Source organism: Pseudomonas sp. 1D4, from assembly GCF_001728925.1.
Taxonomy (GTDB): domain Bacteria; phylum Pseudomonadota; class Gammaproteobacteria; order Pseudomonadales; family Pseudomonadaceae; genus Metapseudomonas; species Metapseudomonas otitidis.
Genome location: NZ_LXJQ01000018.1, coordinates 34831 through 46735, shown reverse-complemented (window position 1 = coordinate 46735; position 11905 = coordinate 34831). Strand labels below are relative to the sequence as shown.

Annotated in this window: 11 protein-coding genes; 4 read left to right on the top strand and 7 right to left on the bottom strand. The window is 66.2% G+C overall.

Going from position 1 to position 11905, the window contains the following annotated elements; translation table 11 throughout:
* Positions 1-41: 41 nt before the first annotated feature.
* The 4 genes from A7D27_RS11535 to A7D27_RS11520 form a co-directional block, all read right to left on the bottom strand.
* Entirely contained in the window at positions 42-311 is a 270-nt protein-coding gene (locus tag A7D27_RS11535) for a hypothetical protein (protein WP_069564942.1), read from the bottom strand.
* A gap of 293 nt (positions 312-604) precedes the next feature.
* Positions 605-3415 (bottom strand): FAD-binding and (Fe-S)-binding domain-containing protein, encoded by a 2811-nt coding sequence (locus A7D27_RS11530; RefSeq protein ID WP_069564941.1) that lies wholly within the window; start codon positions 3413-3415, stop codon positions 605-607.
* A 68-nt stretch (positions 3416-3483) separates the two neighbouring features.
* Entirely contained in the window at positions 3484-4629 is a 1146-nt protein-coding gene (gene lldD / locus A7D27_RS11525) for an FMN-dependent L-lactate dehydrogenase LldD (protein WP_069561654.1), read from the bottom strand.
* Positions 4630-4775: 146 nt separating this feature from the next.
* Positions 4776-6461, bottom strand: a complete 1686-nt coding sequence (locus tag A7D27_RS11520) for a lactate permease LctP family transporter (protein WP_069564940.1) — start codon at positions 6459-6461, stop codon at positions 4776-4778.
* A 316-nt stretch (positions 6462-6777) separates the two neighbouring features.
* On the opposite strand from A7D27_RS11520, the gene A7D27_RS11515 reads away from it, so the two are divergent.
* Positions 6778-7545 carry an FCD domain-containing protein gene (locus tag A7D27_RS11515; RefSeq protein ID WP_069561652.1) on the top strand — a complete coding sequence of 256 codons (768 nt, stop codon included), beginning with the start codon at positions 6778-6780 and terminating at the stop codon, positions 7543-7545.
* Positions 7546-7605: 60 nt separating this feature from the next.
* On the opposite strand, the gene smpB is transcribed toward A7D27_RS11515, so the two are convergent.
* Positions 7606-8085 carry an SsrA-binding protein SmpB gene (gene smpB / locus A7D27_RS11510; protein WP_069561651.1) on the bottom strand — a complete coding sequence of 160 codons (480 nt, stop codon included), beginning with the start codon at positions 8083-8085 and terminating at the stop codon, positions 7606-7608.
* 148 nt (positions 8086-8233) lie between these two features.
* Here smpB and A7D27_RS11505 point away from each other — a divergent pair, with 148 nt between their 5' ends.
* Both A7D27_RS11505 and A7D27_RS11500 read left to right on the top strand, forming a co-directional pair.
* Positions 8234-8668 (top strand): type II toxin-antitoxin system RatA family toxin, encoded by a 435-nt coding sequence (locus tag A7D27_RS11505; protein ID WP_069561650.1) that lies wholly within the window; start codon positions 8234-8236, stop codon positions 8666-8668.
* On the top strand, positions 8661-8981 hold the full coding sequence (locus tag A7D27_RS11500; RefSeq protein WP_069564939.1) for an RnfH family protein: 321 nt from the start codon (positions 8661-8663) through the stop codon (positions 8979-8981). Before A7D27_RS11505 ends, A7D27_RS11500 begins: the two co-directional genes overlap by 8 nt.
* Positions 8982-9078: 97 nt before the next feature.
* Here A7D27_RS11500 and A7D27_RS11495 read toward each other — a convergent pair whose 3' ends face one another.
* Positions 9079-9600 carry an outer membrane protein assembly factor BamE gene (locus A7D27_RS11495; RefSeq protein ID WP_069561648.1) on the bottom strand — a complete coding sequence of 174 codons (522 nt, stop codon included), beginning with the start codon at positions 9598-9600 and terminating at the stop codon, positions 9079-9081.
* Between the two features lie 96 nt (positions 9601-9696).
* Between A7D27_RS11495 and fur the strand changes: the two genes are divergently transcribed.
* The gene (fur, locus tag A7D27_RS11490; RefSeq protein ID WP_044413688.1) at positions 9697-10101 is read left to right on the top strand and encodes a ferric iron uptake transcriptional regulator; all 405 of its coding nucleotides are present in this window, start codon (positions 9697-9699) and stop codon (positions 10099-10101) included.
* Positions 10102-10155: 54 nt separating this feature from the next.
* On the opposite strand, the gene recN is transcribed toward fur, so the two are convergent.
* Positions 10156-11829 carry a DNA repair protein RecN gene (gene recN / locus A7D27_RS11485; RefSeq protein ID WP_069564938.1) on the bottom strand — a complete coding sequence of 558 codons (1674 nt, stop codon included), beginning with the start codon at positions 11827-11829 and terminating at the stop codon, positions 10156-10158.
* Between the last annotated feature and the right edge of the window lie 76 nt (positions 11830-11905).

The following is an 11905-nucleotide window of genomic DNA, read 5'->3' as shown; positions in this document are numbered from 1 at the left end:
GCTTACTGCCGGGCCGCCTTGTTGCGACCTTCTACCTGCCGCTACTGCGACGCCCCGTCGGTGTTGGGGCGCTGCAGGCTTTGCAGGGCCATGTTCGAGGCGCTGATGCAGCCTTCGGTGTCGCCGTGGGTCTTGGCCTGTTCGGCCTTGGCGCGCAGGTCCTGGACTCCTGCTTGAGCGGATCGCCGAGGGTGGTGGCGGTGGCGAGCTGGTCGCTGATCTTCTGCAGGTTGAGGGTGCAGAGGTCGTCGGCGAAGGCCAGGGGGGGACGCCAGCAGGGTGGCGCCGAGCAGCAGGGCAGTGCGTTGCATGGGGTGGTCCTCTCTTCGTTCTGTGGCACTCGGAGGGGCCTTGCGGGACGGCCGGGTGGAGCACGGATGTCCGAGATGGGCGAGCCGGCGCGTAGCGGGCTCATGAAGGTGGACAGGGTGGCGGGGAGGGCGGTTCAGGTTTTCTGCTGGGGAACTGTCCCCGCCCCACCATCCCACGCTTGGCAACACTGCAGCGTGCTCACACACGGTGCTGTCTTGCCGGGCTGTGAAGAACCATAAAAAAGCCCCGCTCGAGGCGGGGCGCAATCCGTGCCGGGCACGGCTCTTGAGGTTCAGTCCGCGCGGGGGCGGGTGACCCGGTCCACCAGGTAGACCAGGCCGTGGTAGTCGATGCCGCTGTGGTGGCTGAGGCCGATCTCGCAGGTGCGGCTGGTGGAGACGCCTTCCTCGCAGATCTGCACGGCGTCCTTCAGGCTGCGCAGGGCGTGGCTGTTGAGTTCCGGGGTGGTGAAGCCCTTGTCGCCGGCGAAGCCGCAGCAGTGGATGCCTTCGGGGACGACCACCTGGCGGGTGCAGCGGCTGACCAGGTCGATCAGCGCCTGGGATTCGCCCAGGTGCTGGGTGCTGCAGGTGACGTGGACGGCCACCGGCTGCTCCTGGGGGGTGAACTCCAGGCGGTCGAGCAGGTGGGTGCGGATGAACTTCACCGGGTCGTGGATCTTCAGCCGGGGGTCGTCCAGCCCCTGCACCAGGCGCAGGGTGCAGGGGCTGGTGTCGCAGTAGATCGGGTCGAGGCCGCCGCGGCTGGCGCGCAGCAGTTCGGCCAGCAGTTCGTCGCGCTTGTCGTCGGCCTGGCGGGCGTAGCCCTTGGAGGCGAAGGGCTGGCCGCAGCAGAGGTTGTCGGCGTTGTCGGGGAAGACCACCTGGTAGCCGGCCTTCTCCAGCAGTTGGCGGGTCTTGTCCATCAACGGCATCTGTTCGTCGGCACCGGCGGCCGGGCCCATGGCGCGGGAGACGCAGGCGGTGAGGTAGACCACGCGCGGCCGTTCGCCCATGGGGGCGTCGGCCGGTGGGTCGAAGCGCACCGGTTGCGGCATGGCCGGGGTCCACTGGGGCAGGCGTTCGCCACTGGCGCGGTGCAGGGCTCCGCTGAGGCGCGCCAGGCGCGGGGCGCCGAGCACGGCTCGGGTGAGGTTGGCGGTGGCCAGCAGCAGGCGGGCGCCCTTGAGGGTGGTGGCGAAGTTGCGCGCGAGCCAGGTGGCGGTGCCGGGGCGGTGGGCGTGTTCGCCGCGCAGCTTGCGCACCAGATCGCCGGTGTTGATGCCGACGGGGCAGCGCTGGGCGCAGAGGCCGGTGGCGGCGCAGGTGTCGACGCCCTGGTAGGCGAAGGCTTCTTCCAGCTCGCGGGTGTCGATGCCGGCGCGCTTGCGGGCCTGGATGTCGCGCCAGATGACGATGCGCTGGCGTGGGCTGAGGGTCAGGCCTTTGGAGGGGCAGACCGGTTCGCAGAAGCCGCATTCGATGCATTTGTCGACGATCTCGTCGGCGGCGGGCAGCGGTTTGAGGTTCTTCAGGTGCAGTTCGCGGTCGTCGCTGAGGATGACGCCGGGATTGAGGATGCCGGTGGGGTCGAGCAGGCGCTTGAGCTGCCACATCAGTTGGTAGGCGTCGTGGCCCCATTCCAGTTCGACGAAGGGCGCCATGTTGCGGCCGGTGCCGTGCTCGGCCTTGAGGGCGCCGCCGAACTCGACGGCGACCAGTTGGGCGACGTCCTGCATGAAGGCATCGTAGCGGGCGACCTGCTCGGGGCTGTCGAAGCCCTGGGTGAAGACGAAGTGCAGGTTCCCTTCCAGGGCATGGCCGAAGAGGATGGCCTCGTCGTAGCGGTGCTTGTCGAACAGTTCGATGAGGCGGTTGACGCCGGCGGCGAGCTGTTCGACGGGGAAGGTGACGTCTTCGATGATCACCGTGGTGCCGGTCTGGCGCACGGCGCCGACGGCGGGGAAGGTGTCCTTGCGGATCTTCCAGAGCTGGTTGTAGACGACCGGGTCTTCGCTGAAGTCGACCTTCTGCTCCACCGGGAAGTCGGCGATGGAGGCGGTGATCTGCGCGAGCTGTTCGTGCAGCAGGCTGGCGCTGGCGGCGCGGGATTCGATCAGCAGGGCGCAGGCGCTGGCGGAGAGGCCCTTGACCCAGGTGGGCATGCCGGGCTTGTCCTGCACGGAGCGCAGGCTGCGGCGGTCCAGCAGTTCGACGGCGGAGACCGGTTGCTGCTTGAGCACGGGCACGGCGCGGCAGCAGGTTTCCACGTCGGGGAAGACGATCAGCGCGGAGGCCTTGTGCGGGTGCTCGGGCACGGTGTGGTAGGTGACGGCGCTGATGAAGCCGAGGGTGCCTTCGGAGCCCACCAGCAGGTGGGTGAGGATGTCCAGCGGCTGGTCGTAGTCCACCAGGGCGTTGAGGGACAGGCCGGTGGTGTTCTTGAGGCGGTATTTGTGGCGGATCTTCGCGGCCAGTTCGGTGTTGGCGCGGGTCTGCCGGCCGAGTTCGCCGAGCTGCTTCAGCAACTCGCCGTGGCTGGCCTGGAAGGCGGCAACGCTGGTCGGGTCTTCGCTGTCCAGCAGGGTGCCGTCGGCCAGCACCAGGCGCAGGCCGGCGAGGGTGTGGTAGCTGTTCTGGGCGGTGCCGCAGCACATGCCGCTGGCGTTATTGGCGACGATGCCGCCGATCTTGCAGGCGTTGATGGAGGCCGGGTCCGGCCCGATCTTGCGGCCGTAGGGGGCGAGCCAGGCGTTGGCCTGGGCGCCGATGACGCCGGGCTGCAGGCGGATCTGCGCGCCGCCTTGGCGGATGTCGCGGCCGTTCCAGTTGTCACCGAGGACGATCAGCACCGAGTCGCTGATGGCCTGGCCGGAGAGGCTGGTGCCGGCGGCGCGGAAGGTGACGGGCACCTGTTCGGCGTGAGCGGCCTTGAGCAGGGTGATGACTTCGGCTTCGCTCTCGACCCGCACCACCAGCTTGGGGATGAGGCGGTAGAAGCTGGCGTCGGTGCCGAAGGCGAGGGCGGAGAGCGCATCGTCGAAGCGCCGGTCGCGGGGGATCAGGCGCTCGACGGTGTGCAGGAAGGCGGCGGGCAGGCTCATCGGTCAGGTCCTGTCATCAACGGTGGGGTGCGGGCCGCTTGGGCGGCCTCGTCTTGGATGGGCGCCGTTCAGCGGGGCAGGTCGCGCACCAGTGAGTCGGCGTTGATCTCGGCGATGGACTTGGCGCCGGTGAGCACCATGGCCACGCGCATTTCCTTTTCGATCAGGTCCAGCAGGTTGCTCACGCCGGCGCCGCCGGCGGCGGCCAGGGCGTAGACGAAGGCACGGCCGAGCATGACGGTGTCGGCGCCGAGGGCGAGCATGCGCACGACGTCGAGGCCGGTGCGGATGCCTGAGTCGGCGAGGATCTTCAGTTCGCCCTTTACCGCGTCGGCGATGGCGGGCAGGGCGCGGGCGCTGGAGAGCACGCCGTCGAGCTGCCGGCCGCCGTGGTTGGAGACGATGATGCCGTCGGCGCCGAAGGTGACGGCGTCACGGGCGTCCTCGGGGTCGAGGATGCCTTTGATGACCATGGGGCCTTGCCAGAAGTCGCGGATCCATTCGAGGTCCTTCCAGGAGATGGAGGGGTCGAAGTTGGCGCCGAGCCAGCCGATGTAGTCGGCCAGGCCGGTGGGGTTGCCACGGTAGGTGGAGATGTTGCCGAGGTCGTGGGGCTTGCCGAGCAGGCCGACGTCCCAGGCCCAGGCGGGGTGGGTCATGGCTTGCAGCACGCGACGCAGTGGGGCGTTGGGGCCGCTCATGCCGGAGTGGGCGTCGCGGTAGCGGGCACCGGGCACGGGCATGTCGACGGTGAAGACGAGGGTGGTGACGCCGGCGGCCTTGGCGCGTTCCAGGGCGTTCTTCATGAAGCCGCGGTCCTTCAGCACGTAGAGCTGGAACCACATGGGCCGGTCGATGGCCGGGGCGACTTCTTCGATCGGGCACACCGAGACGGTGGAGAGAGTGAAGGGGATGCCCTTGGCCGCTGCGGCCTTGGCGGCCTGCACTTCGCCGCGTCGGGCGTACATGCCGGTGAGGCCGACGGGGGCGAGGGCTACAGGCATGGCGAGGGTTTCGCCGAACAGTTGGGTTTCGAGGCTGAGCTCGGACATGTTCCGCAGCACGCGCTGGCGCAGGGCGATGTCGGCCAGGTCCTGCACGTTGCGGCGCAGGGTGTGCTCGGCGTAGGCGCCGCCGTCGATGTAGTGGAACAGGAAGGGCGGCAGCTTGCGTTGGGCGGCGGCGCGGTAGTCGGTGGAGGCGGAGATGATCATGGGCTCTTCCGTTTTGGCAGAAAACGTGGATCGAGCGCGCTGGAGCGATACAGGGCGGAAATGGCCGGGGAGCCGAGCCTACCTATGTAGGCGAGCCTCTCCGAGGCCATTCCCTTGCTGCATCGCCGACGCGCAGCCGGCTCTCGTCAGTGAACCAGCATGCCGGTGAAGACATAGGCCTGCGCCAGGGTGATCAGGCCGACCATGGCGGCGAAGATCAGGCTGTGCTTCAGGGTGAAGCGGAACAGGTCCGACTCCTTGCCGACCATGCCGGTGGCGGCGCAGGCCACGGCGATGGACTGCGGGGAGATCATCTTGCCGGTGACGCCACCGCTGGTGTTCGCAGCGACCAGGAGGGTGTCGTTGACGCCGATCTGGTGGGCGGTGGTGGCCTGCAGCGAGCCGAACAGGGCGTTGGAGGAGGTGTCGGAACCGGTGAGGAACACGCCCAGCCAGCCGAGGAACGGCGAGAAGAACGGGAAGGCTGCGCCGGTGCCGGCCAGGACCAGCGCCAGGGTGGTGGACATGCCGGAGAAGTTGGTGACGAAGGCGAAGGCCAGCACCATGCCGATGGAGAGGATCGGCATCTTCAGCTCGACGAAGGTTTCCCCCAGACTGGTCAGACCATTTTTGATGTTGATCTTCAGGATCAGCATGGAAACCACGGCGGAGAGGAAGATCGCGGTGCCGGTGGCGGAGATCGGGTCGAACTTGTAGACGGCCGGGATCGCGGTGGCGGTGGCGACGATGGGGGCGCCTTTCATCACCAGTTGATCCAGGTGCGGGATGGCGAACATGAAGACGAAGTGCTCCAGCGCGCCACCCGGGGCGAACAGGGCCTTGAACGGTTTCAGGGTCCAGAGGGTGACCAGGACGGTCAGCACCAGGAACGGCGACCAGGCCTTGAGGATCTCGCCGAAGCTGTAGGGCGACGGGGTGCTGCTGCGCGGGCCGCCGAAGCCGCCCATGACGGCTGCACCGCCGGAGATGCCGACCACCTCGCGGTCTTCGGCGCGCTTGGGCTGCCACACCTTGAGGAACAGGGTGAGGGACACCAGGCTCACCAGGGCGGAGGTGATGTCGGGCAGTTCCGGGCCGATGAAGTTGGAGGTGAAGTACTGGGTGATGGCGAAGCTGGCACCGGCGACGAGGGCGGCCGGCCAGGTTTCCTTGATGCCGCGCCAGCCATCCATCATGGCCACCAGCCAGAACGGCACGATGATCGACAGGAAGGGCAGTTGGCGGCCGGTCATGGCGCCGATCTTGAAGGCGTCGATGCCGGTGACCTGGCCCGCGACGATGATCGGGATGCCGAGGGCGCCGAAGGCCACCGGGGCGGTGTTGGCGATCAGGCACAGGCCGGCGGCGTAGAGCGGGTTGAAGCCCAGGCCCACCAGCAGTGCGGCGGTGATGGCCACGGGGGCGCCGAAGCCGGCGGCCCCTTCGAGGAAGGCGCCGAAGGAGAAGCCGATCAGCAGGACCTGCAGGCGCTGGTCGTCGGTGATGGAGAGCACGGAGCTGCGGATCACTTCGAACTGGCCGCTCTTGACGGTGAGTTTGTAGAGGAACACCGCGGCGACGATGATCCAGGCGATCGGCCAGAGGCCGTAGGCGAAGCCGTAGCCGGCGGCGGCGAAGGCCATGTCGACCGGCATCTTGAAGGCGAAGATCGCGACCGCAAGGGACAGGGCGAGGGTGATGGTGCCTGCGATGTAGCCCTTCATGCGGAACACGGCGAGGGCGAGGAAGAAGAAGACGATGGGGATCAAGGCGACCAGCGCGGACAGGCCGAGGCTGCCGAGCGGGGTGTAGATCTGTTGCCAAGCTTGCATTCGGGTGGCTCCCTGATTGTTTTTGGAGTGCCTGTTGGCCTTCCGGAGTCGTTGCGCTCGTGGCGCAGCAGCAGGGCAATTGCTCTCCGTTCGGCGTTTTCGTCGAATTGGTATTACCAATTTACAAAATCGACGGCTCAGGGTAAAAGCCCTTCTATTGACCTGTCAATTTCGTGTCCTACAACTTTGGTCGAGCGCATGGGGCTCATCTGCGCCTTGTGGATGGCGATGGCGCTGGTTAGGCTGCCGCGCTGAATGAGCTGGGCTGCCATGGCTGGTGGCTGTAGTGGGAACGGAACGGTGGTTCGGGAGGGGTATGGGATTCGGTCAGGTGCGTCAGCGCCGTCTGTCGGATGACATCGTCGATCACCTCGAGGCGATGATCCTCGAGGGGACCCTGAAAGCAGGCGAGCGGCTGCCGGCGGAGCGTGTGCTGGCCGAGCAGTTCGGGGTGTCGCGTCCGTCCCTGCGGGAGGCGATCCAGAAGCTGGTGGCCAAGGGGCTGCTGGTGAGCCGGCAGGGCGGCGGCAACTACGTGTCGGCGGAGCTGGGGTCGACCTTCAGCGATCCGTTGCTGAAGCTGCTGGAGGGCAACCCCGACGCGCAGCGCGATCTGCTGGAGTTCCGCCACACATTGGAGGGCTCCTGCGCCTATTACGCGGCGCTGCGGGCGACGGCGGTTGACCATGAGCGCCTGGGCGAGGCGTTCGAGGCGCTGCAGGCTTGCTATTCGCCGGGCAGCCAGGCGACCCGGGAGGAGGAGGGCGCCGCCGATGCACGCTTCCACCTGGCGATTGCCGAGGCCAGCCACAATGCGGTGCTGCTGCACACCATCCGTGGGCTGTTCGATCTGCTCAAGCACAACGTGGTGACCAACATCGGTGGGATGTACCTGCAGCGCAGCGAGACCCGCGACATGCTGATGGCCCAGCACCGGGCGCTGTACGAGGCGATCATCGAACGGCGGGCGGAGGAGGCGCGGGAGGTGTCCAATCGCCACATCGACTATGTGCAGGAAGTGCTGGCCGAGGGGCGGCTGGAGGCGGTGCGCCTGGAGCGAGCGCAGCGGCGCCAGGGCATTTGAGTCGTCAGTGCGCGCAAACGAAAACGCCGGGCAATGCCCGGCGTTTCTGTCTGGCGAGGATCACTCCTTGCCTTTGGTGCGCATGGCGCGTTCGATCTCGCGATCGGAGTCGCGTTCTTTCTCCGTGGCGCGCTTGTCGAACTCTTTCTTGCCCTTCACCAGGGCGATCTCGCATTTGATCAGGTGGGCCTTCCAGTACAGCGAGAGGGCGACACAGGTGTAGCCCTTCTGCTGGACGGCACCGAACAGCTTGCCCAGTTCGCGCTTGTGCAGCAGCAGCTTGCGGGTGCGCACGGGGTCGGCGATGACGTGGGTGCTGGCGGTCTTCAGCGGGGTGATGTGGCTACCGAGCAGCCAGGCCTCGCCGTCCTTCAGCAGTACGTAGCTGTCCACCAGTTGGGCTTTGCCGGCGCGGAGGCTCTTGACCTCCCAGCCTGCGAGGGCGAGGCCGGCCTCGAAGCGCTGCTCGACGAAGTAGTCGTGCAGAGCCTTCTTGTTCTGTGCGATGGAGCCTTGGGTTTGTTTCTTTTGCTTAGCCATAGGCGCGGCATTATAGGGAGTCGCTCGCCAGCCCGCTACGGCGGCGTAGGCTTGAGCGCGTTGGGCGAATCCTCGACAATGCGCGCTCTTTTTTTGACCAGCCGTGTTGCCCCTGCTGCAGCCGACTGACTGACGTTCAGAGGCTCCGATGTCCACGCATATCCAGCGTTCCGCGCTGCTCCCCTATCCCGCCAAGGCGCTCTACGACCTGGTCAATGATGTGGTGCGCTACCCCGAATTCCTGCCCTGGTGCGCGAGCAGCGAGGTGCTGGAGTCGAGCGAGTCGCACATGGTGGCCAGCCTGGGCGTGGCCAAGGGCGGGATCAGCCAGCGCTTCGTCACCCGCAATGTGCTGGTGGAGGGGGCGAGCATCGAGATGAACCTGGAGGAAGGGCCGTTCACCGAACTGCATGGGGTTTGGCACTTCAAGGCGCTGGGGGAGAAGGCCTGCAAGATCAGCCTGGACCTGTCCTTCGACTACGCCGGGCCGATTGTCAAGGCGACCCTGGGGCCGCTGTTCAATCAGGCAGCGAACACCTTGGTGGATGCCTTCTGCCAGCGGGCCAAGCAGCTGTATGGCTGAGTCGCTGATCGCCGTCGAGGTGGTGTGTGCGCTGCCTGACCGTCAGCGCCTGGTACGGCTGGAGGTACCGGCCGGGACGACGCTGCGCCAGGCTGTGCTGATGGCGGGGCTGGCGGATGCGTTTCCCGACCTGGACCTGGCGGCTGCGCCGCTGGGCATCTTCGGCAAGGCGGTGCAGGACGCCGAGGCTCGGCAGGTCGAGGCGGGGGATCGCATTGAGGTCTATCGCCCCCTGGTGGCCGATCCGAAGGAGGTGCGCAAGGCGCGCGCCGCGCGTGCGGCCCAGGCCAGGGGAGAGGGCAAGGGCGACTGATCGGGTCGTCTGGCGACGCTGCGGCTGTCGGCCTTTGTTTATCAGGCAGGTACAAAAAAGCCCGGAATCAGTCCGGGCTTTTTCATGGGCGCCGCATTTACTGCGGCGTGGTGTCCAGGGGTTCCGGGATCGGGACCGGTACGGTTTCCACCTGGTCCACTTCCTTCTGGATCTGCTCCAGCAGCGAGCCGGGCTTGGCTTTCTCTTCCGGCTTCTGCTGGGTGGGCTTGCTTGGGGTGACCTGGTTGTTGCCGTCGCTGCCGAGGATCGCCTCGTCGCGGCTGACGCCAGGCATGAAGTCGCCACCCAGGCCGATCAGTTGGTCATTGCCGTCGAACAGCAGGGTGACGCGCTCCTGCTGACGCTGACCGCCGCCGGGCTGAATGCTGTAGAGGTAGTCCCAGCGGTTGGCGTGGAAGGTATCGAGAATCAAGGGGTTGCCCATGATAAACCGCACTTGGCGCCGGGTCATTCCGGGCTTCAACTGGTCTATCATGTCCTGCGTTACGACGTTGCCTTGCTGGATGTCGATCTTGTAGACACCGGGAAACGAACAACCGGCGAGTGCGAGCAGGCCTGCAAATGAGAGGCTGGTCAGCAGGAGCTTGGTGTTTTGCATCGGTGGGTGACTTCCACTATCTTGGCTGGGCAACGAAAATCCGATCATACCCGCATTGAGGGAAGCTGCGAAGCAGCATCCACGAGAAAGCTGACCATGGTTGAAAATAACGAACTTCGCAAAGCCGGTCTGAAGGTCACCCTGCCTCGGGTGAAGATCCTTCAGATGCTCGACTCCGCCGATCAGCGTCACATGAGTGCCGAGGATGTGTACAAGGCACTGATGGAAGCCGGCGAGGACGTCGGCCTTGCGACGGTCTACCGCGTGCTTACCCAGTTCGAGGCTGCCGGCCTCGTTGTCCGCCACAATTTCGATGGCGGCCATGCCGTGTTCGAACTGGCTGACAGCGGCCACCACGACCACATGGTCTGCGTGGACTCCGGTGAGGTCATCGAATTCATCGACGCCGAAATCGAAAAGCGGCAGAAAGAGATCGTGAAAGAGCACGGCTTCGAGCTCGTCGATCACAATCTGGTGCTGTACGTGCGTAAGAAGAAGTAATCTCCGCTTCATGAAAAAGGCGACCTCGGGTCGCCTTTTTCATGCCTGCGCGAATCAGTTGCGGGCGCTGGCGACCATCTTGCGGGCGTGTGCGATGGATTCTTCGGTGAGGTCGACGCCACCCAGCATGCGGGCGATTTCTTCCACGCGCGTCGCGTCGTCGAGGTTGGTGACGGCGGTGCGGGTCTCCTTGCTGCCGCGCTTCTTGTGCACGAAGAGGTGGTGATGACCCTGGGCGGCCACCTGGGGCAGGTGGGTGACGGTGAGGACCTGGCCGCGCTCGCCCAGGCGCCGCAGCAACTGGCCGACCACTTCCGCGGTGGGGCCGCCGATGCCTACGTCCACTTCGTCGAACACCAGGGTCGGTACCCGCGAGGTTTGTGCGGTGATGACCTGGATCGCCAGGCTGATCCGGGATAGCTCGCCGCCCGAGGCGACCTTGGCCAGGCCCTTCAGTGGTTGGCCGGGGTTGGCGCTGACCAGGAACTCCACCTGCTCCTGTCCGTTCGGTTGGGGTTCGTCGCTTTCGATGCCGCGTAGCTCGATGCTGAAGCGCCCGCCGGGCATGCCCAGGCGTTGCATCTCCGTCTCCACGGCCTTGGCCAGCTTGCCGGCCGCTTTGCTGCGCAACTGGCTCAGTTCGGCGGCTTTTGCCTGGTAGTGGCGGGCATAGGCCGCCAGTTCGTCCCCGAGGCGCTCCACGGCCTCGTCATCGGCATTGAGCGCTTCGATCTCCTCCAGCAGCGTGTGCTGCAGGTGGGGGAGTTCGCTGGGATGGATACGGTGCTTGCGGGCCAGGGTGTAGAGCGTGTCGAGGCGTTCTTCGACCTCCTGCTGGCGATGCGGGTCGGCATCGAAATGATCGATGAATCGGTTGATTTCGCCGACCGCTTCTTCCACCTGGATCTGGGCGCTGGCCAGCAGATTGACGGCTTCGGCAATCGGGCCCTGCTGGGCGTTGAAGGCCGTCAGGCGATTGAGGCTGGAGGTGAGAGCGCTGAGGACGTTGCCGGCATCGCTCTCGCTGCACATGTCCAGTACCTGGCGGCAGCCTGCCAGCAGACTTTCGGCGTTGGACAGGGTCTTGTGCTCGGCTTCCAGTTGCTCCAGCTCATTGTCGCCGAGGGCCAGTTGCTCCAGCTCCTCCAACTGGTAGCTGAGCAGTTGGTGGCGGGCGCGCTGCTCTTCGCTGTTACGTGACAGGCGTTGGAGCTCCTGGCGGGTCTGGCGCCAGCGCTGGGCAGCGAGCTGGACCTGGCGGGCCAGGTCGCTGGCGCCGGCGAATTCGTCCAGCAGGCGCCGATGAGTGTCCGGCTTGAGCAGCGACTGGTGTTCATGCTGGCTGTGGATGTCGATCAGCAGCTCGCCCAGTGCCTTGAGGTCGCCCTGGGGGCAGGGCGTGCCGTTTATATAGGCACGGGATCGGCCTTCCGCAGTGATGACCCGGCGCAGGATGCAGGGGCCATCAATTTCCAGGTCCCGCTCGGCGAGCCAGGCACGTGCCTCCGGGATATCACTGAGGTCGAAGCTGGCAAGGATGTCGGCCTTCTCCGCACCGGGGCGGACGGCGCCGCTGTCGGCACGGTCGCCCAGGGTCAGACCGAGGGCGTCGAGCATGATCGACTTGCCCGCGCCGGTCTCGCCGGTGATCACGGTCATGCCGCCTTCGAGCTCAAGGTCCAGGTGCTCGACGATGGCGTAGTTGTGGACTGAGAGGTGGACCAGCATGGCGGGGACTCCCCTGGGTTTAGGCTGGCTATTTATACAGTGTTTGTTTTCCGGCTGACAATCGCCTGCTGCCCTT

Excerpts from the sequence above, each read along its gene's own strand:
- A7D27_RS11535 (WP_069564942.1), bottom strand. The coding sequence starts at position 311 with ATGCAACGCACTGCCCTGCTGCTCGGCGCCACCCTGCTGGCGTCCCCC.
- A7D27_RS11530 (WP_069564941.1), bottom strand. The coding sequence starts at position 3,415 with ATGAGCCTGCCCGCCGCCTTCCTGCACACCGTCGAGCGCCTGATCCCC.
- lldD (WP_069561654.1), bottom strand. The coding sequence starts at position 4,629 with ATGATCATCTCCGCCTCCACCGACTACCGCGCCGCCGCCCAACGCAAG.
- A7D27_RS11520 (WP_069564940.1), bottom strand. The coding sequence starts at position 6,461 with ATGCAAGCTTGGCAACAGATCTACACCCCGCTCGGCAGCCTCGGCCTG.
- A7D27_RS11515 (WP_069561652.1), top strand. The coding sequence starts at position 6,778 with ATGGGATTCGGTCAGGTGCGTCAGCGCCGTCTGTCGGATGACATCGTC.
- smpB (WP_069561651.1), bottom strand. The coding sequence starts at position 8,085 with ATGGCTAAGCAAAAGAAACAAACCCAAGGCTCCATCGCACAGAACAAG.
- A7D27_RS11505 (WP_069561650.1), top strand. The coding sequence starts at position 8,234 with ATGTCCACGCATATCCAGCGTTCCGCGCTGCTCCCCTATCCCGCCAAG.
- A7D27_RS11500 (WP_069564939.1), top strand. The coding sequence starts at position 8,661 with ATGGCTGAGTCGCTGATCGCCGTCGAGGTGGTGTGTGCGCTGCCTGAC.
- A7D27_RS11495 (WP_069561648.1), bottom strand. The coding sequence starts at position 9,600 with ATGCAAAACACCAAGCTCCTGCTGACCAGCCTCTCATTTGCAGGCCTG.
- fur (WP_044413688.1), top strand. The coding sequence starts at position 9,697 with ATGGTTGAAAATAACGAACTTCGCAAAGCCGGTCTGAAGGTCACCCTG.
- recN (WP_069564938.1), bottom strand. The coding sequence starts at position 11,829 with ATGCTGGTCCACCTCTCAGTCCACAACTACGCCATCGTCGAGCACCTG.